Origin of the sequence: Mesorhizobium qingshengii, from assembly GCF_027563465.1 — a bacterium.
Taxonomy (GTDB): domain Bacteria; phylum Pseudomonadota; class Alphaproteobacteria; order Rhizobiales; family Rhizobiaceae; genus Mesorhizobium; species Mesorhizobium qingshengii_A.
In genome coordinates this window covers 1-26,263 of the sequence record NZ_JAPFQA010000010.1, presented here as the reverse complement: position 1 = coordinate 26,263, position 26,263 = coordinate 1, and the positions used below count along the sequence as shown (strand labels likewise).

The window sequence follows — 26,263 nt, the reverse complement described above, 5'->3', positions numbered from 1 at the left end:
GGCAGACGCTTTGACAGAGCAGAATTACCGACCCCTCATTTCTTCCAGCACCCCTCATCCGTCTCGGCGCTAGCGCGCCGATCCACCTTCTCCCACAAGGGGAGAAGGCGATGCCAACGCTGCGCCCCAGACCCGCTGCGCCTACGCCGCCTCCCTTGCCCACAGCCGATGGCCGTACCGACGGAAGAATCGCGCCACGAGGCGTTGCTGCCTGGCCCTGACGAGGTCGGCCTGGCGCCGCTCCTGGCGCCAGCGCGGCATGTTGCGCCAGCAGGCGATGAAGCGGGTGGCGTCCTCGATGGCTTCCTCGGCCGACAGCGCCGGGCCGATCGAGGCCAGGAACAGCGCTTCTGACTGTTTCAGCTCGTCGATGACGGCCTTGCGGCTCGTGTGATCGTGGCGGGCACGCTCGATGCCGTTGCGGCGGATCGCCTCGAAGGCCTCGAGCAGAGCAGGGCTGTCGCCGGTGTAACCGCAGGCGCGGGCGAAATCGGCGGCAAGGGCGTGCATCGTCGCTCCCGGAACTGATGCGGCGGGCGGTTCTCCCTCCGACTCACATTTGTAAGCGTATAAGAGCATAACTCAAATAACTATAGAAGAAAAACTTTTGGGAAAGTTTGAAAGGCGCGACTCGACTCTCGCGCCAAAACGCAGGAATATGTGAACAAATCAGGAACAAATGGCGAGGGAGGGGCGATGGCATTGCCAGGCAAGGAACCGGTGATCGCGCATGTCGCCTCGATATCGGTCGAGTGCGCCGATTGCGGCCGCAACAGGTGGTGGCGGCCCGATCAGCTGAAGCGGTTCGGGGTGACGGGGAACACGCCGCTGGCCGCGTTGTCGGGCCGCATCGTCTGCTCGGCCTGCCGCGCCGACGGACTGCCGGGCGCCGCGGTGTCGATCCAGGCGGCGTTCATCGACGAGCGCCAGCGGGTGCGCAGTGAAGCGCGGATGCTGAACGACCGCGAGGTGCCTCTGGAAGGATCGAAGCGGGCTTGAGAGGGCGGTGGCGCCGGCGCTGGCTCTTCCTTCTCCCACAGGGGAAGAAGGAAGAGCCCCCTAATACCCCAGCAATTCCTTGAGCGGAATCACGCGCCAGACGTGCTTGATGGCGTAGCGGTTGAAGGTCAGCGTCTTGGGCGGATTGTACTGCTCGACCACGAGTTCGGCGGCAGTGCGCTTGACCAGCTTCTTGATGAAGGCCTTGCCGTTGCGCTCGTTCTCTTCGGGAAAGGTCTCGATGACCACATGGTCGCCGGGCACGGCGTCGCGGCCGCCGCAATAGAGCATTTCGCCGGGCTCATAGCGCGGCACCATGGAATCCGAGAGCACGTGCAGCGCAAACACCTTGCGCAGTTGCGCGATGCCGGGCGGGCGCTGGACATAGCCGGCGACCTCGCCGTTGAAGGTGAAGTCGCCGTCGTCGCCGCCGACCGCCGCGCCAAGCAGCTCGATGTCCATCGGCCCGGCGGGCAGGGGGGCGGCATCGGTGACGACCTCTGCGTCGGCCACCGGGCCGGCATCGTCGAGGAAGACGACCTCGCCCTTGCCAAGCGCGACGGGGTCGACGCGCAGGAAGGCGGCGGTCTTCAGCAGGTTCTCGGTCTTGGGCAGGTTGCGGCCGGTTTCCCAGTTGCCGACGGCGGCGACATCGGTGTCGTTGTGCTCGGCGATATGGCGCATGACCAGGCCGCGCTGCTTGCGCGCCTTGCGGATCGCCGCCCCGACCTTGATCGACAGTTCCGTCTTTGCCATGGCGCCATGTGAGCGATGAAAGCGGCTCTCGTCTATGAAAGAATGGCTTGCATCTATTTTTGAGTTATGCTTATATCTGGTCATGCAGAACCTGTCCAGCTTCGATGGCGCCATGGCGCCGGCCTCAACCGAGGCGCATCCGGCGGCGAAGGCCGTCACCCATTCGCTTCCGTCCCGGCTGTCCTCCTCCCCGGCCGGGGCGAAGCCCGAGGCCCAATGCTTGCACGCATCGGCCCCGGGTCCGGTCCGCCCGTCACCGGCGGCCGGAACGGCCGGAGCCGCCGCTCCCCGCGGCTCCGGCCCCCAATTCAGCCGGCATGGCGCCGGGCAGGCTTGCGCCGGTTCATCCGGCCGGCCGTGCATCCGCACGCAGGATGGCACTGTCATGCTGTTCGACCGGACAACGGGCAGGGCGGTTTCCGCACCTGACAGAGAGACGGCCGAGGCGCGGCTTTCGCGCCTCGCCGCCGGGCAATCGATCCGCCCCGGCTGACCCGGCGCCAACCGGAGCTCGAACCAAACACCCCCCGAACGCGGCCCTGACAATCCGGGCCGAGCCCTGACGCTTGCCTGACGGCGCGCTCGCGCGGCCGAAGGCGGAACCCTGGACGGAGCCTGGAGATGGCAAGCTACAGCGACGCGGAATTGCAGGAGATCGCCCGCTGGCTGAAGGAGGGGCTTTCCGCCTCGAAGATCGCGGCGGCGTTCAGCGCACTGCGCGGCGCCCGCGTGTCACGCAACGCCATCATCGGCATCGTGCACCGCAACGCCATGCTTGGCGCGATCGGCTTTGCCAATGGCAGGCCGGGCGGCGCCAGGCGGGGCGCGGGCGATCGATCCGCAAGCAAGCGAGCGCGCGGCGCGCCCGCCAAGGGCAAGGCTGCTGCCGACAAGGGTGCTGACGGGTCCGCCGCCAAGGGCGCCGGTGCCCGCAAGGGCGCCCGGCCGAGGCGCGACCCGCCGCCGGCCTGGCTGCCGCCGCGCCTGTATGCGCGCGAGGTCGGCGTGCTGGTGGCCGATGGCGAGGCCTATCGCCTGGAGGTGCCGGTGCCGCCGCGCACCGCCATCGGCCGCCAGCCGCACGGCGTGGCGATGCGCTTCATCGACTGCCTGTTCGGCCGCTGCCGCGCGCCGCTGGACCTGACGCTGGAAGAAGATCCTGAAAACGATGCGCCGGGCGGCCGGCCAGGCGCCGGCATGCTGTGCTGCGGCATGCGCACGAGGGCGCTGAAAAGCTATTGCGACTTCCACCAGGCGCGCTTCCGCCGCCGCGTTTTCGTAGCGGCGCCGGGGTGAGGAGCTGGGCGTTGCGACATCTGGCCCGCCGCGTACCCCCACCCCGGACCTGCGGTCCTCTGCCGGGGCGAGCCACGGGTCTCGCCCGTCCTTCGGACCCCCACAAGTGCAGGGCGATCGCATATGGATTCTCACGAAGATAGACCCCCACCCTAACCCTCCCCACAAGGGGGAGGGAATGCTGCCGCGCGCTGTTACCCGGCGTCAAAACGTCGGCAATCTGCCGATGTCAGCGCCAACGGAAGTTTCCCTCCCCCTTGTGGGGAGGGGTTAGGGGTGGGGGTAAATCGTAGAGCGAAAGCCCCGCCCGCCTATATGCGATTGCCCTGCCCACAAGGGGGAGGGGGACAAGGTCGCGCAGGCTCGAACTGGATGCCGAAACGTTGGCCGTTTGCCGTCCGCCGGCGGGATTCCCCTCCCCCTTGTGGGCAGGGGGTGGCGGTACTTCGCATGCGTTTGCGCAATCCGGGAGAAGGTGCCGGCAGGCGGATGAGAAACGGCGCTGACATGGCAGGCAAACGCGGACGATCGGTCGCGAGGGATTTCAGATGAAGCAGGATCGGGACGAAAGCCCCACTTCCTTATTTCGGGATATGGCGGCCCTGCCTGGGCATGCGGCTTTGCACGGTCCTTGCCTCGAGCGTCATGGCCGGACCGCTTTCGGCAACCAGGATGCCGCTGACCCGGGCAAAGCCGGTGAACACTTTCATGGCGTCGGATTCGGAGATCTGCGCGGCGATGGCCGCGCTGCAGGCATTGAGCGCGCTGCGGTAGATGTGGCCGCGCCGCTCGATTGGCCAGCGCTGCAGGAAATCGGCGGCGTCGCTGACGCTGTCGATCTCTTCCACCTGACCCTCCATCCGCACCTTGAGCGGCACCCCGGTCTTCATCGTACCCACGGCGTTCACCTCAGCTCTGGCATTGCGCGCGGCATTCAAGCCCGCGCTCATAAACGCGCAAGGCGGGCGGGCGGTTGCATCACATCCGCGCCGGCGTCACGGACCGGCTGCGGCGTCCAGCCAATCATGCGCCCGGCTCCGCGGCTTGGCAACCAGTATGCCCTGCTGCCTGGCCGCCTTGATGAAGGCGTCGAAGGCGATGCGCTGGCTGCAGGTGCCGTCCACGGCCAGGGCAACCAGCCTTGCCGCCTCGATATAGGCAGGCGCGGTCCTGTCGGGCCACTGGTGCCCGAGCGCCGTGGCGGCCTCGGCCACCGAGCCGACCAGCATGGTTTTGTTGTCGCAAAATCGCAGAGTAACCGGCATGAAGGCCGTCATCGGCAAACCTCCCCTTGGCATCGACGCGACAAAACGTCGAACCCCGCCGCTGGTTCCATCAGGCGTGGCTTGAATATGGGCGCGGCGGCATGAGCGAGCGCCCCTTCATGCAGCTCTACGTCTCCGATTTCGTCGGCGACACGCTGCAGCTCTCCACCGAGCAGATCGGCGCCTACATGCTGCTGTTGATGGCGATGTGGAATGCGGGCGGCCGGCTGCCCGACGACGATGCCAAGCTGGCCCGGGTGGCGCGCCTGTCGCTGAAGAAATGGCGCGCGCTCAGCGCCGACCTGTTGACCTTTTTCGAGCGCGAGGGCGGCGAGATCGGCCACGGGCGGCTGACCAAGGAGCTGCACAAGGCCCAGGGCAAAAGCCAGGCGAGGGCCGCCGCCGGGGCACGCGGCGGGGCCGCCACCGCCTTGAAAACAAAGGCGCATGCGGCGGCAAATGCCGGCGCTTTGCCGCGGCATCTTCCAGAGTCCAGAAACCAGAGTGAAAAAGCCACCGCTTTTTCCCGGGAAAGGGCTGGCGCCTTTTCCCCCGAACACGCGCAGGGATTTGCGGGCCGGACGGAAGAGGACGCGCGGCGTTTCTCCCCGCGCACCGCCAGGCCGAAAAGGCCGGCCGGCTGGCATCAGCCGAAAACCCATACCGACGCCGCCAACGCCATCATCGAGGAGATCCGGAACCATGACCGCAGCCGAATTGCAGCAGGCGACGAAGGCGCTTGCCGCGATGTTCTCATGCTTCCCGCAATCCGCGCTGACTGATGTCGACATGCAGATGCGCGGCTATCTCAGCGCCGTGCAGGAGGCCGAGCTGGCCGACCTGCAGTCCGCCATCCAGCGCTTCATGCGCGGCGAGGTGAAGACCGGCAACGCCCAATTCTGCCCCTCCAGCGCACAGCTCTGCATCGAATTGCGCGAACGCCGCGCCATCCGCGAGCTGCTGGCGAGGAGAGGGGCGCTGCAGAACCTGGGCTCCTCGAAGCCGCAGGGCGCAAGGGTGGACCCATCGATTGCGAAGGCAGCGACTTCGAAAAGCCAAGATCTCCCAACCCCAAACCAAGGAGCCACCCATGGCCAGGAAGACCGGACCCGCAAAACCCCAGGCGCCGAAACTGCCCAAGGGCGAGGCCGAGCAGGTGCGCATCCGCCGCGAGATCGGCCATGATTTCGCGCTGAGGGACGACGCCTTCGGCCGCAGGCGGCTCAACGCCGGCACGCAGGAGGCCGCCCGTGTCTACGAGGTGTCGAATGACGGCTTCACCGCCACCGGCGGCATCGTGCGGGTGCGCAATGTCGACCCGCTCATCGGCATCACCTCGCTGTCGCGCCAGCAGCGCGAGGCCGGCCAGCGCTACCGCGAGGATTTCCAGTGCAGCCAGCAGGCGAGCGTGAAACCGATGCGCTGGACCGAGCGCGTCGACGGCGGCCGCCAGGGCGGGGGCGTCGCCGACAATGTGCTCGACGCCGGCCGGGCGCATGCCGCCGCCACCAGGGCGCTATGCCACTGGGAGGTGGCCGCCGTGGTGCGGCAAGTCTGCTGCGCCGGCGGCTCGATCAAGAGCCTGGCGGAGCAGACCGGCGAGGGGCGGGATGTGGTGACGAAGCTCTTGAAGGTCGGGCTGGATCTGCTGGCGGTGCACTATGGGATGATGATGGGGCGGTGAGGGGGGAAACGTGCGCGCCAGTTGAAATCTACTATCCGGTTGTCGATGCACGCGCCGAACGTCTATATGCTTCTTGGAAAGCGTGGGAGGATTTGCGTGGAAATTCGAAAAGATGGCAGCGGTCAAAAATATATAGAATGGGAGCAGGCTAAAGGCCATTTCAAGCGTGCTTGGGTTCAGCGTAAGAGCGATCCCGCTAAAGACTGGGCTGGCGTGTCACGGTATCTCAACGTCGTTCGCTGCAACGAGCCTGGTCACCCTGGCGGGAATCCAACGGACTTTCCGATATTTAATGATTTGTCGGATGAGCAAATCTTGCTAGCATTTGTCCATGGCGCCAATGCAATCACCGGATGCAAGAGTTGACTCCTTTCTGGGGCGGGGTTCAAAGATTTCGTAGCTATGCCGCAGTTTTGGTGGGTCAATCATAATCAAACAGCCCGCCAAGAGATTGATGGGCAGTATCTCTGGTCTCCGAAGACTGAAAGCAACGGCGCGCGCAGCGTGTTCTATAACAACATGCGCCGCGCGGCACCTGGCGATCTAGTCATGTCGTTCTTCGATCAAGCCATACGCTATGTTGGCCGGGTGGCTGAGTTCGCATTTACGGCTCCTAAGCCGGCCGAATTTAAGGAGACTGGATCTTACTGGAACCAGGAGGGTTGGCTTCTCCCAGTATTCTGGACACCGCTTGTGCCGCCTGTGCGCCCGAAGGCGTTGATAGAAGTGTTGGGGCCGCATTTGCCTGCTAAGTACTCGCCAATTAACCCCAGTTCCGGATCAGGCAATCAAAAGGCCTACTTAGCAAGTGTCTCGCCTCGGGTGTTTCAAACGATCGTGGATGGCGCGACCTTTGACGGCGCCGCTCTGGCGCGTGGTGGTGCCAACAGCCTGACCTTTGAAGTAGTGAATGAACTGCTCGAGAACGCAGTCGAGCGCCGGATCAAGGAAGATCTCACCCTTGAGGACACCGTTAAGAAAAGCGTGATTCAAGCGCGTCGCGGCCAGGGAAAGTTTCGTGCGAATGTTGAAACTATCGAGCACTCGTGCCGACTTACTGGCATTACCAATTCCGCGCTCTTGATCGCGAGCCACATCAAACCCTGGCGCCTATGCACGTCGGCGCAGGAGCGCCTTGATGGCATGAATGGTCTGCTTCTCACGCCAGACGCCGATCATTTGTTTGATCGCGGGTTCATCAGTTTTGAAGATGGCGGCGAGGTACTCATCTCTCCGCGCGTCGACAAAGCAGATTTGCGGCGCCTCGGATTCGAGCAATTAGTAATGCAGAGCTTCGGCTTTTCCGAAGCTCCCGTCGTCTGGCGTACTGAGGCCTTCACCCAGCCACAACAAAGTTACCTTGCTCAACATCGCGCAGATGTGTTCGTGGGATAAGGAAGAAACCACCCATCCTAAAACAAGGCCCTTTCAATCGGCCCCTCCAGCGTTCCGCAACGCGATCGCCAGATGGTGCCGGTCGCGGAAGGCGAGTTTGCCGCCGATGACGACGTGGCAGGAATTGGGGCCGCGGAAGCAGTTGGTGAGGTCGACATAGAGCGTGTCGGGCACGCTTGCCACGACGGCGCGCTCGGCGGCGGCTCCTTCGTGCGGCCCGCCCGGCGCGGGTGGCGGTCGGCGGACTGATATTGCAATGCAGCAAGCCTTTCGCATTGCAACATTGCGAAAAAGGGAAGGCGCCGGAAATGGGCCGGCTGGCCGAGCGACGAGCTGGAACTCCAGGCGCTTGCGTGACGTTCCTGAAAACATTCCTGGCCACGACTTGACAAGCGGTCGCTTCTGCTGCGACCTGACTCCAGGCAATCCTGGGCATTGGGGACATCCATGAAGAAGATTTACGAGAAACCGGTTCTGGAAAAGCGCGAACGGCTGTCGAAGGTGGTCGCCGTCGCTATATCGGGCCCGACCTGAGCCTGGTTGCGGCTGGAGGCGCCAGGCGCTGTTGATCCGGGGGAAATCCATGAAGAAGACTTACGAAAAGCCCACGCTCACAAAGCGTGAGAGGCTGTCCAGCGTCGTCTCGTTTGTGGCTTCCGGTCCCTTCTGACCGAGCCTGGCGTTTTTTGACGCCTGCGTGGCGCCGACCGGTGATCACATCCTTCCCGCAGTCGCCGCGATCCATCGCGCAGTTTTCGGCTCCGGGCTTGACAGATTCCGGATCCGCGCCGCATCTGGCGCCAGACCATGGGGACTTCAATGAAGAAGAAGATCTACGAAAAGCCGACACTCGACAAACGCGAAAAGCTGTCCGCCGTGACGGCAGTTCCGCCGAGCTCCCAGCTCCAGTAACAAGCGCCCTTCGCGGTCCTGGCAGGGCCTCCCGAGGCGCGTCGCCTGGTATCGACCCCGGCTTGACAAGATTTTCCTGGGAGTGCCTTCTGGCATGCTTATTGGGCCCATTGGGGGACATCACATGAAAAAGACCTACGAAAAGCCGGTGCTTGAAAAGCGCCAGAAGCTTTCAACCGTCGTGGCCTCTGTACCCTCAAAGAGCGTATAACCCTTGTCGTGGATCTGGGGCTGAACGCCTGAAGGTCCCGCAAGCCGAGACAGCCAACCCCCCGCCGCCCCACTGAGGGCGGCGAGGTCCGTTTCCGCGGCGTCGCACCCTCTGGGGCGAGGTGGACGAACAACCGCCGGGCAGCCGTGCTTACTTGCTGCCGCCGTTTGCCTTCACGCTGCTGCAGAACTCCGGATGGCTGTTGGCGGCATTCGCGTTCTTGGCCTCATCGTCGCAGGCCGCCATGACCATTTTCTGGTCGTCCGGCGACATTGCCTTCCAGGCCTTCACGAAGTCGTCACTGCTGACCATCTTCTTCATGCTGGAGTCCGTGTAGAAGGGCTGCATCTTGGCCGGGTCGTCGAGCGCGGACGTTCCGGTGTTGCCGGCGGCGAAGGCCGAGCCAGCAACCATTGAAAGCGCCATGGCGCCAAAACAGATCATCTTGATATTCATGGCATAATCCTCCTATTGCCTCATGGATCGTCGAAGCAACGATCCTGTGGCAAACGGCAGGTCTGGACGAAAGTTCCGGACTTTCCGCGCGAAAACGGACAATTCCGGCGAAATATATTCGAGAACAGCTTGTGGCTTTTCGGCTTGCGGTAGCGGCGGTCATGATACGCTGTTCGATAGCGTCGCACTTCCTGTGGACCGCTGTCAGCGGTTTTCTCGGATTGAGCCGCTTCCGACACTGCCCCTTGGCTTTCTCATTCGCGACTTGTATACGTTCCATATATGAATCGTATAAGGAGATCCAAATGGGCATCGTGAACATAGATGATGATCTGCACGAGCAGGTGCGCAGAGCGAGCAAAGTGTCGTTTCGTTCGATCAATGCGCAGGCTGCCTATTGGATCAAGCTCGGCATGCTGTGCGAGACCAATCCGACGCTCGGTTTCACCGAGATCATCGAGCGTGAGCTCAGTTCCGCGGGCTTTTCGGCTCAGTCACTGGCGGTGAGCGCAGCATGACGAAGCAGCCCCGGGAATTGACGTTGCTGGCCGAATCCGGCCGGCTGCTGGCGTCCGTGTTCGGGCTGCTGGATCGAACCTCGCTCGCCGGCCTGTCGACACTTCAGGTCAACGAGATGGTCGAGCAATTCATCGTCCATGATCTCCAGGCCCGGCCAGCAAGCAAGGGCCAATATGGCTATGGTTTCGTGTTGAATTCCTCGGTGAACGATGTGGTCTGCCACGGCGTTCCATCGCAATCGAACGTGCTTCGGGACGGCGACATCGTCAATTTCGACATCACGCTCGAGAAGAACGGCTATATCGCGGATTCCAGCAAGACCTATCTCGTTGGCGGGGTAAATCCAGCCGCCAAGAGGCTGGTCCAGACCGCCTACGAAGCCATGTGGATGGGCATCCGGGCGGTTCGCCCGGGCGCGCGGCTCGGAGACATCGGCTGGGCGATCGAACGGCATGCCAAGCGAAATGGCTATTCCGTGGTGCGTGAATATTGCGGTCACGGCATCGGCCGGGAGATGCATGAGGAACCTCAGGTCCTGCACTTCGGCAAGCCGGGAACTGGCCTCGCGCTGCGGGAGGGCATGGTCTTCACGATCGAGCCGATGCTCAATCGAGGCCGGCGGGGTGTGAGAACCGAAGCTGACGGCTGGACCGTGGTGACGAGAGACGGGTCGCTTTCCGCACAGTTCGAGCACACCGTTGCCGTTACAGCCTCCGGCGTGGCGGTGCTGACGTTGCGCCCTGACGAACCAGGCTCGGGACCAATCAATTGGCCTTCGGTGGCGGCGGCTGGTTGATTCGAGGAGGCGCCGCATGAGTGGTCTGGTCTGGTTGGGCCTGGAGATGGGCCACGATCGCCGCCGCCATCGATGCTGGCACATTGAGCAAGGCGAGGGCTTGGGCAACCTGGCTGTCCCAGCCCTCCGGGGCCGCCGCGGGCTTCCCGAAATTGTCGGCGCCGGTCAGAAGTCCGCGTGCCGCATGGAACCCCAGGGCGCGATAGGCCTCGAACTGCTCCTCGGTGAAGAACTGGTCGACGGTCGTTTCGTGGGGAAAGGTCGGATACCGCCTGAAATAGTCGAGGATGTAGTCGTTCTCATCGCCGCTCAATGACGGTTTTATGTAGATCAGGACGCCAGTTTCGTCGTCGTCATACTTTATGATGCCGATGGCGGCATGCGGGCCATGCCGGCCGGGCGGGCCGCCAGGGCCATAGGGCGCGGCTGGCGTGATGCCGAGCGAATTGGCCTGGATCGCTTGCCATCCCAGGTCGATTCTGACGCCGAGATCGATGCGCGCCATGACCTCCAGATTGACCAGCGATGGAAAGGTCAGGGCCGGGTCAGCCTCGGCGTCGACCGCCAGGATGACCTTGCAGCGGCGGCGGAGCAACTCGTAGATGCCGAGGTTCTCGATGTGGCCGCCATCCGTCAGGTACACGTTGAGCCGTTTCTCATTCAGAAGCCCGGCCGTCTCCGCCGCGAAATACCATGTGCCGACATTCGCGATCCATCGGTTCAAGCCTTTCTTGAACGCATTGATCCGGGCGGGATTGGCCAGCCAGTAGCCGAGGCGGATGTTCAGGAGCGAGAGGCTGAACGTCAGGATCTTGATGGTCTGCCGTCCCATGTTGGCGGACGCCGCCGCGCCGGATGTCGCCATTGCCGTGGCGAGGCTGAGGTCGGGCACCACGCGCTCTATATCTTTCGACCTGACATAGCCGGTCGACTGGCTGCCGACATGGAGCGGGCTGAAAATGAAATTGTCGGCGTTGCGCCCACGCTTGTTGAGGTCCTTCGAGCCCTCGAGGTTTATGGCGGCGTTCGACAGAAGATAGGGCGAGAAGGCAGCGCCCTCCTTCCAGCTTCCGGCTCTTTCGTCGAATGGCTTCAACGAGGAGAATTTCCAGGTGTCGACCGCTTCCGACGGCTTCTGGCCTATGGTCTTCCTCTGCATGAGAAAGGCACGGCTGAGGCGGTCGCGATAGAGCCTGTGGAGAGAGTTCGAATTCGGCCCGATCAACAGGCAGACAGCCGAGAGAGCCAAGGCGACGCCCAGATATGTCGCGCCGATCGGACCAAGCCGGGAAAGCGGCCATATCTGCCAATGCGCATACCAATCCATCTCGCAATGCGTGATCGCTTTCAGCCAGCGCGGGGTTTCCACGCCGCACCACTCGTCGCCTTTCCGGATCGCCCAGTAACTCAGGTATATGTATGCGATCCACAGCATGAACGGCACGATCACGGCGGCGAGGTACAATACAAATCGGCTGCTGTTTTTCTTCATCGCCGCGCTCCAGGTCCCGTCGCCAAGCGACGCCTCCGCAAGCTTGGCCAGTTTCTGCGCGACGGAAATGAGAACCGCCACCGTCGGGGCCAGCACCGTGGCGAGCGAGGGCAGAATGCTCGCGAAAGCCGCAAGCAAATCCTGAAAGGGCTGCGCCAGGACGATGACTTCCCTGGCCGAGGTGATCTGCTTGTCATTCGCGTTCGCAAGCATCCCGGAAAGCACGAGGGGCTGGATCTCGATGATGGCCGAGGCGAGCACCAACGCTACCAGCGCGCCCAGGGCACGGCCGAGAATTTCACGGCTCTTCAGCGTGTCCCTGCGAAACGCAAACGACGTGTAGAGCGCGCTGCCGAACATCAGCAATGCCGCCAGCGCGGCAAGAAGCATCGTATGCGCAAAGTGCTTCATGGTTCCGCTGAACATCCATAATTTCGAGGCCGAAAAGCCGAGAATGCCGGGCGTCATCAGGTCGGATACGGTTGGATTGAGCAGGATGGTGAGGGCGGCGAGCAGCAACAAGGCCGGCAGGACGATCAGGGCATTGACCAGCAGGCCGCGCATCACCAGCGCGATGGTCACCAGATGGTCCGGGGCACCGGCCGGCGCCAGGAAATTGGAGAAGTCACGCAGATGCTGCGTTTCAGGCGTCTCCGCTTCATCGAGCCGGCTTTCGAACGGGAATGAGCGATTGTCTTGCATCATCCCGGCCACCACCGACGTGCCGATATAGCCGCCGCCCGACACGGTGGAGAGATAGTCGACGGCATCAAGCGGGCGCGGAGTGCCCGCTGGTGACAGGGACGCCAGCGCCTGCAAGACGCCGAGGCCGTACGAGGCGGAGCGCATACCCCCGCCCGACAGGGCTATCCCGGTAAGATTGCTGGTTTTTTCCGTCCGGACCGTGTCGCGCTTCGGATCGGACCTTGTGTCGTCGAGTGCCGCGTCGCCGCGATCGACGACAAAATGGCGAGCGGCCTTGCTTGCGGCCTGCGACCTGCGTTCGGCCACCATGCCGTTGCGTATGGCGTCGCGACGGAAATTGATGACGCTCAGTTCGCGACGAAAGACATCAACGAAATTCAGGAGCACGCTCGATCTCCGTTACCTGGGAACCGCACGCTGTCTGTATTGTAGGGAAGATATCCTTGCGTCACTAAAGCGCGTACCGCCGGCCATGTCCATGGGCGCGGGCGGCGAGGCAACGCCTCGCGCACGCGAACACAACCGCTTGCGTCGAATGTCGGAATTGGGCGCCAGCTCAGCGCATTTCACGGCGACCCCCTGGTTACGACCAGTATAAATTATCGGTCAGGTCAGTTGGCTCAAGGAGAATTTGCATGCGTGGTCATTGCTTATGTGGCGCTATTGCTTTTGAAGTCGCTGGCTCGGCACAGGCCTGCGTGAACTGCCATTGTGAAAGTTGTCGGCGGCAATGTTCTGCGCCGATGACCACCTACATTGGCGTCTTGGACAGCCAATGGAGATGGCTGGGCAAACCACCGAAGGTATTCAACTCTTCTCCCGGTGTGGAAAGAACATTTTGCGATAAATGTGGCTCGCCGCTGTCCTTCCGCTCAAAGAACATGTCCGGTGTCATGCATTTCTTTGCCGCAGCGATGGAGGAGCCGGAAAAACTTGCACCAACGCTGCATGTCGCTTTTGAGGAGAAGCTCCCTTGGTTGAAACTCGCCGACGGCCTGCCGACACGTTTTGGGCCTGACTATACGAAAGACCGGGCTTCGCGCTGATAAAACGCAGCCAGAATCGCACGGCAGCGAGTTTTGCGAAGCTGAAGCGTGGCGGTCGTAGCGGGTTGCGATGTGGCGGAACTGAACACCTAGTTCTTGTCGACCGGCCTGGAGCGCATGCGCGACACCGTCTCGCGTTCGGCGCGCTTGGAGCGCAGCGGCGGCAGGCCGCGGTCGATCAGGTCCATGTCCTCCAGCACCATGTCGCCCATGCGCTTGAAGGCGATGTCGAGGGCGCCGGCGCGGTGGGCCGAGCGCAGGAAGCCGGGCAGGGCACGCACCGGGTGGTCCCGCGCCAGCGGCTCTTCCGGGAAGACATCGCTGGCGGCGACGATGTGGCCGCTCTTCACCGCCGCCATCAGGGCCGGGAAGTCGACGACGCCGGCGCGGCTGAGCAGGATGAAGGCGGCGCCCTTGCGCATGCTGGCGAAGGCATCGGCGCCGAGAAAGCCCTGGTTCTCAGAGGTCACCGAGGCGACGACGAAAACGAAGTCGCTTGATGTCAGCACCTCGTCGAGCGAGGCCGGCTCGACGCCATTGTCGATGAGGATCGACGGCGGCAGCCAGGGATCGAAGACCTTTGTGCGGGTGCGGAAGCCCGCCAGCAGCCGGTTCAGCGCGCGGCCGAGATCGCCGAAGCCGATGATGCCGACATCGGCGCCGGACAGGAGCCGCGCCGTCTGGTTGCCGTCGCCGCCCCACAGCTCCTTGCCCTGGCGAAAGGCAAGGTCGGCGTCGACGATGCCACGGGCGAGGTTGAGCGCCATGGCAAGGCCAAGCTCGGCCACCGGTTCGGCGAACACCAGCCCGGTGGTGACGACATGGATGCCGCGCGAAAACAGCGTCTCGTAGGGCATGTTGTTGAGCAAATTGCTCTCGACGTTGAAGACGCAGCGCAGCGCCTTCATGCTCGCCAGCGTCTCGGGCGTGATCGGCGGCTGGCCGACGATGTAGCGGGCCTCGGCCAGCACGTCGGCCGGCAGCTTGGCCACGCCATCGGGCGTCGTCTCGACGATGCGGTATTTCGCCTTGAAGCGCGCCAGCTGATCCGGCGTGAAGATGAGGTCGAGCGTGCGTGGTTCCGGCGCGCTGATGACCAGCGGCAAGGCGCTGTCTGACATGATGGTTCCTCCCGGGCGCGATCCGATCGCGCTTTCTCGGTCAACAAAATACCTCTGATTAAACGATTTACAACCGCGAAAAATCGATTTACTCGTTTTGGCGGCGGACGAAGAATGCTGATGTCCGCGCCTCGGGAGAAGGAGCAATGGCGCATCGGCAAGCCCAGCAGCGGCGTCCGTCGATCCACGACGTGGCCAGCCGCGCCGGCGTGTCCGCCGCCACCGTCTCCAAGGTCATGGCGGGTGTCGCCACGGTGAAGCCGGAAAACGCGCAGCGCGTCCTCGATGCCGTCGAGCATCTCGGCTATCGCGTCGATCCGCTGGCCTCCGACATGCGGCGGGCCAAGCGCCGCATCATCGGCGCCATCATGCCCGAGTTCGAAAGCGAGTTCTTCGGCCAGATGGTCAGCCAGCTCGAAAGCCTGGCCGAGCAGCGCGGCTACACGCTGGTGGCCGCATCCAGCCGCGAATCCGAAGCGCGCGAAAAGGAGATCCTCGCCCGCATGCATGACTGGCGGGTGGCCGGCGTGGTGCTGGCGCCGGTGCGCAACGAGCATGGTCCGGCGGCCGCATTCATGAAGGCCAATGGCATGACCGGCGTGCTGATCGACCGCGTGCTGTCGGACGACGCCTTCGACACGGTATCGGCCGACAGTGCTTCCGCCAGCGCCGAGGTGGCGCGCGAGCTGATCGGCAAGCGCCACCGCCACATCCTGGTCATCGGCCTCGGCGAGCAGGCGGCCACGGTGCGCGCGCGCCTCGACGGGTTCCGCGCCACCGCGCTCAAGCTGGCGCCGGACGTCCGCATCGATGTCGTGCTTGCCGAAACCGATGTCGAACCGCTCAGGGCGCAATTGCGCGACTACTTCGACAGAGGTGAGGGTGGGGGCGAACGCCCGACGGCGGTCTATTCGCTGTTCCTCAAGGGCACGCTGGTGGCGCTGTCCGAATTCCGCCGGCGCGGCTGGCACTGCCCCAACGATATTTCGCTGGTCGGCTTCGACGATGCCGAATGGATGCAGGTGACATGGCCGGCGATCGCCGCCGTGGTGCAGCCGGTGCGCCAGATCGCCGGCCACGCGATGGAGGCGCTGTTCGCCAGGATTGAAGGCGAGGAGGGGCCGCCGACGGCGCGGCTCGAACCTTGCAAGGTCTTGATGCGGGAATCCGTTGGCTCGCCAGGCAATGTCCCGCATTCCGGAGACCGACAATAGGTCCATTGCCGAAGGCGGAAGGCAAACGCCGCACCTGGCCTCGGCTCCGCATCGTCGCGATCGCCGGCATCGGCTACGGCGGCGCGATCACGCTCGAAAGCATGAACCATGTCGATGTCGACATCGCCGGCGGGCTCGCCGTATGGCGGCCGGTGGCCGACAATCCCGACGACGTCATCGGCGTCGGCCTGCCGCTCCTGCGGGCGCAAGCGTGGAAGGCCGGGCTGACGCCGGGGCGAGAGGCTTCTTAAGCTGTGACAGCCGGACGTGGCGCAATTGACACCTGGCACCAAATTGGCTCTTTTGGCTCGGTATCCAACGCGGAGGGCATGTCCATTGAAGAAATATGAGAAGCCAACGTTGCAGAAGCGTGAAAGGCTTTCGGTCGTCACGGCCCAGGTTGGTCCGTCAACGCCGGCGTGAGCGGTTGACGTCTGACGCGTTCGCCCGGTGAGGCGAAGGCACCAAGGCGCGGTCGGTCGATCGCGCCTTATTGCATTTTGGCCACGGCGGCTGGCCGCTGGCCGAAATGCCGTATCTTGCGGCCGATGATCATCAGCTGGCGCGCGGTGTTGTTGCGCAGGCGGCGCATGCGCCATTCGAGCCCGGTGCCGGTGGTGATCGACCTGGCATAGTAGCTCACGCGCATACCGTCCTCATCGGTGGCCACCTTGACCGGGTCGTCATAGAAGGCGCAGATCTTGTCAGCCGCCATGCCCGGTGTTTCGAGCCAGCGCGGAATGTGAACCGAGTAGAGCTGATCGACATCGGCCATCACCCGAGTGATGCCGACGCCCGGCGTTGGACATGTCGTGCAGAAGGCGTCGCCGATGAAGACAACCCCGTCACGGCGATGCCCTTCCGTCCGCGTCAGATCGATCGGCCTGATCTCGACTGGCCCGCTGACCTTGAAGTTCCCGCACTGCGCCGCGATCTCCGGCATCATTTCGCAGAGCATTTTCTGCGGATCCTTGCGGAACGCCTTGGTCCAGGGCTCGTTCGCCTGCCGATAGCCGAACATGTTCGCACGCATGACACCGCCGATGGGAAACACGCTGATATAGGCCATCCGGTCTTCGGGCCGGCTGGAGAAACAGGTGACGGCCTGAAAGCCGCATTCGCTTGGCGGGATCGCAAGATCGAATCCGATCGAAAGCGAATGGCCCTTGGAGTCCTCGATGCGGCGCACGCCGATGGCGCGCCGCACCGCCTCGCTGTGGCCGGTGGCCACCACCAGCAGCCGCGCCTCGATGATGGCGCCGGTGTTCAGGACAAGCCTCTGCTTGTCGGGCCCGGTGGTGATCTCGGCGACCTTGGCCACGGTGACCGGCACCTGGGGCGGCAAGGCGGCGCGCAGGCCGTTGATCAGCGCGCCGTAGGAAAATCCGTATTCCACGCGCCGTTCGCGGGCGAACAACTGGCCAAGGCGAAAGACATGGATGTCGTCCATCGGCGTCATCAGAGGCAGGACGATCGAATCCAGGCCCAGCTTCTCGAACAGACGCCCCTGGCCGGTGCCAAGCTTCTCGGCCCTGAACTCGTCGGGATGGGTCTGGTGCGGATCGATCAACGCGACCTTGCGTCCGTCTCTGCCCAGCAGCGTGGCCAAGGTCGTGCCGGCCAGTCCGGCGCCGACGATCGCTACGTCGACCGTCGTCGGCTCGGCGTTTTTGGCGGGTGTTCCAGGGTCTTTCTGGCTTCTCATCATGCTTCTCCGGGCCTTGTCCCGAGTATGTCTCTGCCTCAATCAACCTCAAGCAACCTTTGCGTGAAGCTGGTAGTAACCAGTGTTTAGGTTAATCCGCTGCGACGCTTCCAGCGCGGCGCGATCGCCGAGCCGTCGATGAACTCGAAGCCTCCCGCCTCGTTGAGTGTGTGCAGCTTGCGCCCGCTCCATAGCTCACCGGGGTGTAGGATCGTCTCAACGACCTGCTCCATGCCGGTCGGATCGAGGCGTGCAACGCGGGCAATGCCGAGGGCGGCGCCATAGCTCCGGCGGCAGTCCTGCACGGGGCGGATGAGGTCGTTGCCGCGTTTCACCATGCGGCCGGCCGGCCTTGCCGAGGCGATATCGATCAGCACGGGATTGTTCGCATGCGGCGTCCAGGGCCCGCGAAAATCAGGCGCCGACCACAGATGCAGCGCGTCGGAAAAGGCACCGCCACCATCCCGGATGGTGCCTCCACCATCCCTGACGGTGGCGAACATCCACCAGCGCCCGCCATGCTCGACCAGCGTGGCGTCACTGGCAACGACGCCGGACAGAAGCGTTGATTCCTTCACCCAGCCGCCGGGAAAGGCGGTCGCCCGGTAGAGGTCGACCGTGCCGGCGGCGCAGCTTTCCGGGATCATCCAGACCTCGCCGTCGCGCTCGAAGACGAAGGGGTAGGAGAGGTGGTAGGGCAGTTCCAGCACCGGCTCCGGGCTTCCCAGCGGCCCCGCCGGACCGAACGGCACGGCGGAGATGATGGCCTTGCCGAGCCGGTGGATATAGTCCTCGACGAACAGAGTGAGCTGGCCCTGATGCAGGATCGGGAACGGATCGGCGTAGAAGCGGCTGCCGTCGTCCGGCAGCACCTGCCAGCCCGATGCCGGGTGCGCGCGCAGGTCGAACAGATCCCTGCCTCTGGTCTCACGCCAGCCGACCTTCCAGTGCGGCGCGTTGTAGCAAAGATGGTAGATCTTCTGGACGATCCGCCGCGCCAGCGCCTTGGCCGCCCTGGCGCCAAGCTTGCCGGCCGAGGGCATCGGCGGCGGGGCGCCAGCCTGCGCCGCCTCGGGCAGCGCCGGCAGGGCGGTGGCCTTCGCCGCGCCCGTCATTGCCGCGACGATCAGGCTTGCCGTGCGCGCCAGCATGTCCTGGAAGGAGGCGAGCGCGATGCCGCCATATTCGGTTCCCAGGCGCCCGGCGGCAACCGCAACGCCGTTTTCCTCGACCCGGGCAAGCGGCGTCCGGCCGTCGAGGATCAAGGCCAGCAAGGCCTCTTCTCCGCTGGCGCCATCGTAGGTGACGCGCCAGACGCGGGTTGCTTCCGGATCGACGTCACCGCAGAGGTCGAGCACCAGGTTGGGGGAAGCGGGTTGCTCCGTGCGGTAGCGAGCGAGGTCCAAAAGTGGCACGGGTTTCGCCAGCCCGTCGCGGGACAGGCCATGTATCGCCGTTTCAAGTTGGAACAAGGCCTCCGCGCCGCGCGGGATGCCGCCGCCGGCCGGCCGGGCGTCGACAGACACCGTCACGTCCGGAAGCGCAGCCAGGCGTTGGAGGAGCATGAGGTGAAAAGCACGGACGCATTGGCTGTCCAGGCGAAGGCTTACCCGCATATCGGGCGCTCGATGGTCCGGCGCATGTCATTGCCGACGCAGCCGGCCCGGTTCAAAAATTGCCCCATCTATGTTCGTCTCCTGCCGCGCGATCTCAACACTCCGGTTTCCTTCCAAGCAAACCCCGTGCCAAAATTCCAAGGAGCTGCGAACATAATTAATAATGTTTTAACAATTGGAGGAATAGCTAGGCTCACGCCGCAATTTGGTCTTGCAGGCAAATGGAGTATTGTAGGAGGCAGCTATGCTATCATCTCTGCCCAGCGTTCCTCAGCAATACTTTCCGGAAGCGGGACCGGTGGAATCGACGGCATCATACGCACCTTCGACAGTCGAGCTTGGCGACCTGAAGCGCATATTGGTGCGCCGTCGCCTCTGGATCGTCGGCACCGCCGTGCTGCTCACGCTCGCGACCCTGCTCTACGGCCTGCTCACGCCCGCGCTCTACAGCTCGGTGGCGGAAATCATCGTCGATCCGCAGGACCTGCAGGTGGTCACCAACAACATCAATCCGAGCGGGCTGGCACCCGACGGCGGCATCACGCAGGTTGAAAGCCAGGTCAGCGTCGTCCAGTCGACGGGCGTGCTGCTGCGCGCGATCAAGGCAACGAACCTGACGGAGGATCCGGAATTCAACGGGCAGGGCCTGCTGTCGCGCTGGCTCGGCTCGGGTCCGGACCAGAAGGACAGGACGCTTTCGACCCTCGATGCGCTGCGCAGCCGTCTCGCGGTGAAGCGGGCGGACAAGGTGCTGGTCATCGACGTGATCGTCACGGCCAGGAGCGCCGACAAGGCCGCGCTCCTGGCCAACGCCATCGCGCAGGCCTATCTGGCCGACCAGGCGAGCGCGCGCGCGCAAGCCGCCACGGATGCGTCGAAGTCGATCACGGCGCGGCTGGACGAACAGCGAAAGCGCGTCCAGCAGGCAGAAAACGCCGTCGAGGCCTACAAGGCGGCCAACAATATGGTGATGGCGGCGGGCACGCTGGTCAGCGACCAGGAACTCACCGATCTCAACACCCAGCTTTCGGCGGCGCAAAGCCGCACCGCGACGCTGAAGGCGCAGGTCGACCAGCTCCGCAAGCAGAACGGCGCGGCCGATGCGACCTCGGAAGCGATGCGCTCTTCGGTGATTTCGAGCCTGCGCACACAGGAGGCGACGCTTGTCGACCAGGTGTCGCAGCTTGGCACGGAGCTCGGGCCGCGCCATCCGTCGATGATCGCCGCGCAGCAGCAGCTGCGCGACACGCGTCAGCTGATCGCGCGCGAGCTCGGCCGCATCCAGACGGCCGCCGAGACCGACTACGAGCGGGCGCTCGCCAACCAGCAGGCACTGGAGGCGAAAGTCGCGGGCATGAAGAGCAAGTCGCTCGACACAGACCAGGCATCGGTGCGGCTGCGCGAACTGCAGCGCGATCTCGAGGCGGTGCGTTCCGTCTACGCGACCTACCTCCAGCGGGCCCAGGAAACGCGCGAGCAGATCAACGTCGACAGCACCAACGCGCGCGTCATCTCGGATGCCATGCCGGCCCAGAAAAAGAGCTGGCCGCCGCTGGGGCTGCTCCTGTTTGGCGCCGTGTTTGGCGGATTGGGACTGGGCACCGGCCTGGCGCTGATCGCGGAATATTCCTCGCCGACCGTGCTTTCCAGCAACCAGATGCAGTCCGCGATCGATGCTCCCGTGCTTGGCATCCTGCCGGCCGGAGCCAGGGCTGGGCGGCGCTGGTGGCCGTTCGGCGCGAGCCCGGCCGTCGCGGCCAGCCAGAAGACGGACGCCGTCGTCGGCCTGGCGTTGCGGCGCATGTTCACCTCCGGCAGACGCCCGCCCGATTGGCCGCTGGTGCCAAGCATCCTGGTGACGTCGCCACCCGAGGATGGCGCACAACGCAACAGGATCGCGCGGCTGCTCGCCAATGCCGCGGCTGCCAGGGGCAGCCGCGTCCTGTTCGTCGACACCAATGCCGGCAACGGCCAGAAGGACCCGCAGCCCGGCATACTCGATGTGCTGCGCGGCGAATATGCGTTTGAAGCCATCAGCCGCTATGCCCCGGGCAGCAACGTTGCCCTTCTGGGCAGGGGCCGGCCGAAGGCGGCCTTCCAGGAAGCCCACGGCGTCTACTTCGCGCAGCACATGCTGACCCAGGCGAGCCGCAGTTTCGAACTCGTCGTCGTCGATGGCGGCGCGCTCGCCGAGAACCTGAATGCCTCGCCGCTTGTCGCCATGGTGGACGAGATCGTGCTTGTCGCCAGGCTGAACGCCACGCCGATGCGTGACGTAACGGCGACCGTGCAGGCGATTTCCGTCATGGGGCGGGTGCCGACAGGCGCGCTGCTGGTCGACGAGGTGGCCTGACATGGCCTCCGGCTGGAGCGGAACCGCCTCGAATTTTGGCGTCGCCGCGCCCCGCGCCGGCACCTCCGTCGACGCGGTGACGCAGTTTGGACTGATTGCCGCCGTGGTGGTGCTGTTCAGCGTCTCGGGCGGCATGCTCTGGCTGCTGGGCTACAATTACGACGGCCTGTCGGGCAGCGCGGCGACCAAGATCCATCCCTCCACCTATCTCATCATCCTGCTGTTTGCCTGGCGTTCGTGCACGTTCGGCAATCCGGTCGGCTATTGCGTCCATGTCGCCGACCGGCGGCCGGCCACCGCGCTGATGGTCGTCATCGCCATCGTGCTCCTGGCCGTCGTCATCGTCAGGCAACGGCCCGGCATGGCCGGCATGATCGACACGTTCGTGGCTTCCGGGCTCCTGGTGCTCCTGCTCGGCGAGGACGACGAATGGACATTCGCCCGGCTGCCCACCGTCATTCACGCGGTCATGACGGCCAATGCGCTGCTGGCGCTGGTCGAGTTCGCCACCAAGACGCTGCTCTTCCCCTATCGCTTCGATGGCGAGGTGTTCGCCACGGACCTGCGTTCGAGCGCGCTGCAGGGGCATCCGCTGGTCAATGCCACGCTGACGTCGATCTATGTGCTGGCGCTGCTCAGCGGCGCAAGATCGCTGCCGGCGCCGCTGCGGCTGGCGATGGTCGGCCTGCAATGCGCGGCGCTCGTTGCGTTCGGCGGCCGGTCGGCGATGGTGGTGACCGTCCTCCTTGGCGGCAGCTATGTGCTTTTCCACGGCTTCCGCAAATTGCGCACCGGACGCGTCAACCTGCTCGGCGCCGCGTTGGCGAGCATGCTGGCCGCGCTGCTGCCGGTTGCCATCGCCGTCCTGGCCTCGCAGGGCTTTTTCGATGCGCTGCTTGGCCGCTTCGTCTCGGACGGCGGCAGCGCCAATGCCCGCGTCGAGATGTTCGAGATCTTCAAATATCTGGAGCTGCGCGATGTGATCGTCGGGCCGAGCGTCGATCTCGTCGAGAGCCTGCGCCGGATCAACGGCCTCGAATGGGGTATCGAGAACCCGTTCATCCGCATGACGGTCTACCTGGGTGCCTTCTTCACCTTGTTGATGATGTCCGGCTTCGGGCTGTTCATGCATGAGGTGGCGCGCCGCTGCCATCCCGGCGTCTGGCTGCCGGTGGTGGGCTGGCTCATTCTCCTCAACACCTCGGAAAGCATCTCCTCCAAGACCACGCTGCTCACCAAGATCGCTGTGCTGTGCCTTGCGCTCTACCGGCCCGCACGCGCGGCGATGAGGCCGGTCAAAGCAGTTCCTCGTTTCATGGAAACGTAGAACCGCTCCACATCTTTTTGAAGCAATTGCCGTTTCACAAAGCTCAATCAACTGGCTGCCGCCAATGGCCGAGATGGGCCGGGAGCGGTCAGGCCGCTTTTGGATGACGATCCAGCAAAGCAGACTTGCTGAATAGGTCCTGCTGTCTCGCTAGCTGCTTATTTAAGTGGGCTGATGCCGATCCCTCTGCTAAGCAGGTGAAGGGGGTGGGCGATGGCATCTGAACAGCAATTGTTGGCATTCGATCAGCGGTTCTTGGACCGTCATGCCGGCCCAATCATTTCGGATCTTTCGGTTGCCTTGGTCGAACTAGTCGCCAATGCTTGGGATGCCTACGCGACACAGGTGGACATAACCTGGCCGACAAACGACGGCGCCCGGAAATTCTCGATCAAAGATAATGGCCGTGGCATGACAGCCGCGCAGTTCGAGCAGCGCTGGGGCGTCTTCGATTACAATCGGGTGATAGCTGAGGGCGAGTATGTTTCCCCACCCGCAGAGCTTATGGAATTGGCTCCACGCCGAGTGTATGGACACAACGGTCGGGGTAGACACGGCGGCTTTGCCTTTTCCAATCCCTACGAGATCGTCATCGAGGCAGCCGACGAGAAAGTCACCTATCGGGTTTCGAGGGGCGGGAAGCGCCCCTTCGATTGGGAAGTTATCAAGCGTGAGCAAGGCGCCGGGCACGGCGTAGAAATCCGGGCCGTGGAACCGACGCGGCTTCGACTTACCGCGGCCGATGTTCGAGAGGTGCTTGGAACGCGCTTTCTGACAGACCCGAACTTCAAGGTGTCGTTGGACGGCCGGCCCGTCACCTTCGACGACATTCCGCATGATTTCCTGCGGAAGAGCTTCGTCGATATCCTCGATATCGGCCGCGCCACAATTCTCATGATTGATTCTCAGCGCGCCGATCGAACGACGCGGCAGCACGGCATCGCCTGGCACGTCAACAATCGGCTGGTAGGCGATTGCGGCTGGCGCGGGACCGACTACGAACGCGTACTTGATGGGCGGACGAGCGAAGCCAAGCGTTTCACGTTTATCGTCTTTGCCGATTTCCTGGCTGACACCGATGCTATCCTACCGGACTGGTCGGGTTTCCAGCCTACTAATGATATCTGGAAGAAGACCCAGATGGCCGTGCAGGATAAGATTCGCCAGGAAATTGCCGCGTTCAATTCCGAGCGGCGTTTGGAGACCAAGGAGGCGGTTCGCGAACGCTATGCCTCCACCGTCGTTAGGATCGCGCCGAGCGCGCGCGAACGGTGGAACAACTTTGTCGATCAAGTTGTCGATACCTGCCCTGGCATATCCTCCGAGCAAATCGATCAGGTCGCTGGCATTCTCGCCAATCTGGAAGCGTCTTCGTCACAATACAGCTTACTCGCACGGCTGCATGGTCTTCATCCGGGGGAGATTGACCAACTGGATGGCATTCTAGCGGATTGGAGTGTCGCAACCGCAAAGCTGGCGCTTGACGAGATTCAAAGTCGGTTAAAGCTGATCAGCGAACTACACGATAAGCTTCGCGATGAGTGCGCCGATGAGGTGCGCGAGCTGCAGCCTCTTATCGAGAGGAGCCTGTGGGTGTTCGGCCCCGAGTTCGAAAGTATCGAGTTCACGTCCAATCGCGGCATGTCGGAGGTCATCAGACGGTTGCTCGGCGGGACGGGACAGGGAAGCCTCAATCGGCCAGACTTCGTCATTCTTCCTGATGGCAGCGTGGGTCTATTTGCTCGCCCCGCCTTTGACGATCAGCACGAGGTGATCGGCGTTGAGCATCTGGTCGTCGTCGAGCTGAAAAGGCCGGGCGTTGCGATCGGAATGGATCAGAAGAACCAGGCGTGGAAATATGTTGTCGAACTGCAGACTCAAGGCCTGATCGACGATGCGACGCGTGTCACCTGCTTCGTCTTGGGGTCGAGGTTGACGCCGCGCGAAGGAGTGCGCGAGGAAGGACGCACGAAGATCATCCCGATGGCCTATGAGACATTCATCCGGCGTGCCGAGACTCGGATGCTCAATCTATATGCCCGGCTTTCAGAGGCACCATTCCTGCGCCAAGCCGGCTTGGACGCTGACACATTTGTGGCGGAGCCGATCGCGCGCCAAGGCGGTTTGGGCCTTTCGGTCTGAGAGCGAGGGCTAATGACGCTGATACGAGCGATCGACATTTCGAACTTCAGGTCGATCAAGAAACTGACGTGGCTGCCGTCTTCCGGGATCAACTGCCTGATAGGGCCGGGCGACAGCGGCAAGTCGAGCATCCTCGATGCGATCGACTTATGCCTTGGGGCCCGTCGTTCGGCGACGTTCACCGACAGTGACTTTCACGGCCTTGACGTTACCCAGCCGATCCAGATAGCGGTCACCCTCGGCGAACTAGACGAGCCGCTCAAAAGCATCGACAACTACGGCGACTTCCTAGTCGGCTTCGACGCCCCTACCTGTACGGTCGAATCCGAGCCGGGAACGGGGCTCGAACCCGCGCTCACCGTGCAATTGACCGTTCAAGCAGACCTCGAGCCGGAGTGGACCCTCGTCTCCCCACGCGCGCAAGCGATGGGGCGATTCCGGAATCTGGCCTGGGCCGACAGGGTGCGGATCGCGCCTGCGCGTTTGGGTGCGACCGGGGACAGTCATCTCAGCTAGCGGCGCGGTTCCGTCGTGAGCAAGCTCACGGATGGAACGGCTAACGCCCAGGCGGAGCTGATGCGCGCCGCGCGGGAACTGCGTCAGAGTTTCGACACGACAAAGCTCAAGGAGCTTGAACCGCCGCTGAAGCTTATTATGGATGAGGCCACTGCTCTGGGTCTGCCAGTGGGCAAAGTCATACGGGCCTTGCTTGACTCGGGCTCAGTCACCTTCAACGCGGGCACCATCTCGCTACACGATGAGATCGGTGTCCCACTGCGATCCCTAGGCGTGGGGTCGTCGCGGCTCTTGATCGCAGCCCTTCAGCGCAGGGTTTCCACCTCGACGATGACCTTCCTCATCGACGAGTTGGAGTACGGCCTCGAACCGCATCGGATCATCCGGCCGCTGCCAACCTCTCCACGGTCGCTAGCCCTCGCTCTCGGCGAAGAAAACTTTCATTCCGGCGCTACTCAAAATGAACGCCGCACCGAGGCCCTCCGACCCGGACGGCATTCAAAACGGCCTCACCGGCTCAACGCGATATTTCTTTTCGAACTCACGCAGCACCATTTCGAGCGTTGCCTCAAAAGTACTCTGATCAAACATCATCGATTTTTTTGCTTCGTGAAGGTAACGCCAGTCGGTGAGGGCATCTTGGTGCTGATACAGTATGTGACGAATGCTGTAGTCGATGTAGAAATTGGGATAGTACGGGACCACTGACCTTTTGAATTCCGCGTCGAGTTTCTCTT

General features: G+C 63.4%; 29 protein-coding genes. 19 read left to right on the top strand and 10 right to left on the bottom strand.

The window, feature by feature from the left end:
- Positions 1-141: 141 nt before the first annotated feature.
- Positions 142-510, bottom strand: a complete 369-nt coding sequence (locus OOJ09_RS20760) for a hypothetical protein (RefSeq protein ID WP_269906987.1) — start codon at positions 508-510, stop codon at positions 142-144.
- A 186-nt stretch (positions 511-696) separates the two neighbouring features.
- Between OOJ09_RS20760 and OOJ09_RS20755 the strand changes: the two genes are divergently transcribed.
- The gene (locus OOJ09_RS20755) at positions 697-999 is read left to right on the top strand and encodes a hypothetical protein (protein WP_091584880.1); all 303 of its coding nucleotides are present in this window, start codon (positions 697-699) and stop codon (positions 997-999) included.
- Between the two features lie 60 nt (positions 1,000-1,059).
- On the opposite strand, the gene OOJ09_RS20750 is transcribed toward OOJ09_RS20755, so the two are convergent.
- The gene (locus OOJ09_RS20750; protein ID WP_269906986.1) at positions 1,060-1,755 is read right to left on the bottom strand and encodes an XRE family transcriptional regulator; all 696 of its coding nucleotides are present in this window, start codon (positions 1,753-1,755) and stop codon (positions 1,060-1,062) included.
- 34 nt (positions 1,756-1,789) lie between these two features.
- On the opposite strand from OOJ09_RS20750, the gene OOJ09_RS20745 reads away from it, so the two are divergent.
- The gene (locus OOJ09_RS20745) at positions 1,790-2,248 is read left to right on the top strand and encodes a hypothetical protein (RefSeq protein WP_269906985.1); all 459 of its coding nucleotides are present in this window, start codon (positions 1,790-1,792) and stop codon (positions 2,246-2,248) included.
- A 128-nt stretch (positions 2,249-2,376) separates the two neighbouring features.
- Positions 2,377-3,051, top strand: a complete 675-nt coding sequence (locus OOJ09_RS20740; protein WP_269906984.1) for a GcrA cell cycle regulator — start codon at positions 2,377-2,379, stop codon at positions 3,049-3,051.
- Positions 3,052-3,632: 581 nt separating this feature from the next.
- Here OOJ09_RS20740 and OOJ09_RS20735 read toward each other — a convergent pair.
- Positions 3,633-3,941 (bottom strand): DUF982 domain-containing protein, encoded by a 309-nt coding sequence (locus OOJ09_RS20735; protein WP_269907133.1) that lies wholly within the window; start codon positions 3,939-3,941, stop codon positions 3,633-3,635.
- Positions 3,942-4,046: 105 nt separating this feature from the next.
- Positions 4,047-4,328: a DUF982 domain-containing protein gene (locus tag OOJ09_RS20730; RefSeq protein ID WP_269906983.1), complete on the bottom strand. Its 282-nt coding sequence runs from the start codon at positions 4,326-4,328 to the stop codon at positions 4,047-4,049.
- 89 nt (positions 4,329-4,417) lie between these two features.
- Between OOJ09_RS20730 and OOJ09_RS20725 the strand changes: the two genes are divergently transcribed.
- The 5 genes from OOJ09_RS20725 to OOJ09_RS20705 all read left to right on the top strand — a co-directional run bounded on the left by OOJ09_RS20725 (position 4,418) and on the right by OOJ09_RS20705 (position 7,395).
- A complete protein-coding gene (locus OOJ09_RS20725) occupies positions 4,418-5,098 on the top strand; it encodes a YdaU family protein (protein ID WP_269906982.1) in 681 nt (226 codons plus the stop codon).
- The gene (locus OOJ09_RS20720; RefSeq protein ID WP_269906981.1) at positions 5,019-5,501 is read left to right on the top strand and encodes a hypothetical protein; all 483 of its coding nucleotides are present in this window, start codon (positions 5,019-5,021) and stop codon (positions 5,499-5,501) included. The genes OOJ09_RS20725 and OOJ09_RS20720 overlap by 80 nt, the downstream gene beginning before the upstream one ends.
- Positions 5,407-6,000, top strand: a complete 594-nt coding sequence (locus OOJ09_RS20715) for a DUF6456 domain-containing protein (protein WP_269906980.1) — start codon at positions 5,407-5,409, stop codon at positions 5,998-6,000. The genes OOJ09_RS20720 and OOJ09_RS20715 overlap by 95 nt, the downstream gene beginning before the upstream one ends.
- 96 nt (positions 6,001-6,096) lie before the next feature.
- Positions 6,097-6,366 (top strand): hypothetical protein, encoded by a 270-nt coding sequence (locus OOJ09_RS20710; RefSeq protein WP_269906979.1) that lies wholly within the window; start codon positions 6,097-6,099, stop codon positions 6,364-6,366.
- A gap of 36 nt (positions 6,367-6,402) precedes the next feature.
- On the top strand, positions 6,403-7,395 hold the full coding sequence (locus tag OOJ09_RS20705) for an HNH endonuclease (protein ID WP_269906978.1): 993 nt from the start codon (positions 6,403-6,405) through the stop codon (positions 7,393-7,395).
- A gap of 33 nt (positions 7,396-7,428) precedes the next feature.
- Here OOJ09_RS20705 and OOJ09_RS20700 read toward each other — a convergent pair whose 3' ends face one another.
- On the bottom strand, positions 7,429-7,578 hold the full coding sequence (locus OOJ09_RS20700; protein WP_269906977.1) for a hypothetical protein: 150 nt from the start codon (positions 7,576-7,578) through the stop codon (positions 7,429-7,431).
- Between the two features lie 636 nt (positions 7,579-8,214).
- Between OOJ09_RS20700 and OOJ09_RS20695 the strand changes: the two genes are divergently transcribed.
- Positions 8,215-8,307 carry a putative RiPP precursor gene (locus tag OOJ09_RS20695; protein WP_269906976.1) on the top strand — a complete coding sequence of 31 codons (93 nt, stop codon included), beginning with the start codon at positions 8,215-8,217 and terminating at the stop codon, positions 8,305-8,307.
- A 361-nt stretch (positions 8,308-8,668) separates the two neighbouring features.
- On the opposite strand, the gene OOJ09_RS20690 is transcribed toward OOJ09_RS20695, so the two are convergent.
- Positions 8,669-8,974: a hypothetical protein gene (locus OOJ09_RS20690; protein ID WP_269906975.1), complete on the bottom strand. Its 306-nt coding sequence runs from the start codon at positions 8,972-8,974 to the stop codon at positions 8,669-8,671.
- A gap of 305 nt (positions 8,975-9,279) precedes the next feature.
- Here OOJ09_RS20690 and OOJ09_RS20685 point away from each other — a divergent pair, with 305 nt between their 5' ends.
- Both OOJ09_RS20685 and map read left to right on the top strand, forming a co-directional pair.
- Entirely contained in the window at positions 9,280-9,492 is a 213-nt protein-coding gene (locus OOJ09_RS20685) for a ParD-like family protein (protein WP_269906974.1), read from the top strand.
- Positions 9,489-10,289, top strand: coding sequence for a type I methionyl aminopeptidase (map, locus tag OOJ09_RS20680; RefSeq protein ID WP_269906973.1), 801 nt, complete (start codon positions 9,489-9,491; stop codon positions 10,287-10,289). The genes OOJ09_RS20685 and map overlap by 4 nt, the downstream gene beginning before the upstream one ends.
- On the opposite strand, the gene OOJ09_RS20675 is transcribed toward map, so the two are convergent.
- A complete protein-coding gene (locus OOJ09_RS20675; protein WP_269906972.1) occupies positions 10,258-12,873 on the bottom strand; it encodes a patatin-like phospholipase family protein in 2,616 nt (871 codons plus the stop codon). The two genes, map and OOJ09_RS20675, sit on opposite strands and share 32 nt — an antisense overlap.
- 248 nt (positions 12,874-13,121) lie before the next feature.
- Between OOJ09_RS20675 and OOJ09_RS20670 the strand changes: the two genes are divergently transcribed.
- Positions 13,122-13,532, top strand: a complete 411-nt coding sequence (locus tag OOJ09_RS20670; protein ID WP_269906971.1) for a GFA family protein — start codon at positions 13,122-13,124, stop codon at positions 13,530-13,532.
- Between the two features lie 89 nt (positions 13,533-13,621).
- On the opposite strand, the gene OOJ09_RS20665 is transcribed toward OOJ09_RS20670, so the two are convergent.
- Positions 13,622-14,653: a hydroxyacid dehydrogenase gene (locus OOJ09_RS20665; RefSeq protein ID WP_269906970.1), complete on the bottom strand. Its 1,032-nt coding sequence runs from the start codon at positions 14,651-14,653 to the stop codon at positions 13,622-13,624.
- A gap of 146 nt (positions 14,654-14,799) precedes the next feature.
- Here OOJ09_RS20665 and OOJ09_RS20660 point away from each other — a divergent pair, with 146 nt between their 5' ends.
- Both OOJ09_RS20660 and OOJ09_RS20655 read left to right on the top strand, forming a co-directional pair.
- A complete protein-coding gene (locus tag OOJ09_RS20660) occupies positions 14,800-15,867 on the top strand; it encodes a LacI family DNA-binding transcriptional regulator (protein WP_269906969.1) in 1,068 nt (355 codons plus the stop codon).
- Between the two features lie 5 nt (positions 15,868-15,872).
- The gene (locus tag OOJ09_RS20655; protein ID WP_269906968.1) at positions 15,873-16,118 is read left to right on the top strand and encodes a hypothetical protein; all 246 of its coding nucleotides are present in this window, start codon (positions 15,873-15,875) and stop codon (positions 16,116-16,118) included.
- Between the two features lie 239 nt (positions 16,119-16,357).
- Here the strand turns inward: OOJ09_RS20655 and OOJ09_RS20650 are convergent, their stop codons facing one another.
- Positions 16,358-17,572 carry an FAD-dependent oxidoreductase gene (locus OOJ09_RS20650; protein ID WP_269906967.1) on the bottom strand — a complete coding sequence of 405 codons (1,215 nt, stop codon included), beginning with the start codon at positions 17,570-17,572 and terminating at the stop codon, positions 16,358-16,360.
- Between the two features lie 86 nt (positions 17,573-17,658).
- Positions 17,659-19,188, bottom strand: a complete 1,530-nt coding sequence (locus OOJ09_RS20645; RefSeq protein ID WP_269906966.1) for a formyl transferase — start codon at positions 19,186-19,188, stop codon at positions 17,659-17,661.
- A gap of 244 nt (positions 19,189-19,432) precedes the next feature.
- Here OOJ09_RS20645 and OOJ09_RS20640 point away from each other — a divergent pair, with 244 nt between their 5' ends.
- From OOJ09_RS20640 to OOJ09_RS20620, 5 genes are all read left to right on the top strand, one after another.
- Positions 19,433-21,541 carry a GumC family protein gene (locus tag OOJ09_RS20640; RefSeq protein WP_269906965.1) on the top strand — a complete coding sequence of 703 codons (2,109 nt, stop codon included), beginning with the start codon at positions 19,433-19,435 and terminating at the stop codon, positions 21,539-21,541.
- Between the two features lies 1 nt (position 21,542).
- Entirely contained in the window at positions 21,543-22,868 is a 1,326-nt protein-coding gene (locus tag OOJ09_RS20635; protein ID WP_269906964.1) for a VpsF family polysaccharide biosynthesis protein, read from the top strand.
- A gap of 213 nt (positions 22,869-23,081) precedes the next feature.
- Entirely contained in the window at positions 23,082-25,010 is a 1,929-nt protein-coding gene (locus OOJ09_RS20630; RefSeq protein WP_269906963.1) for an ATP-binding protein, read from the top strand.
- Positions 25,011-25,022: 12 nt separating this feature from the next.
- Positions 25,023-25,526 carry an ATP-dependent nuclease gene (locus OOJ09_RS20625; protein ID WP_269906962.1) on the top strand — a complete coding sequence of 168 codons (504 nt, stop codon included), beginning with the start codon at positions 25,023-25,025 and terminating at the stop codon, positions 25,524-25,526.
- Between the two features lie 15 nt (positions 25,527-25,541).
- Positions 25,542-26,234 carry a hypothetical protein gene (locus tag OOJ09_RS20620; RefSeq protein WP_269906961.1) on the top strand — a complete coding sequence of 231 codons (693 nt, stop codon included), beginning with the start codon at positions 25,542-25,544 and terminating at the stop codon, positions 26,232-26,234.
- Positions 26,235-26,263: the final 29 nt, after the last annotated feature.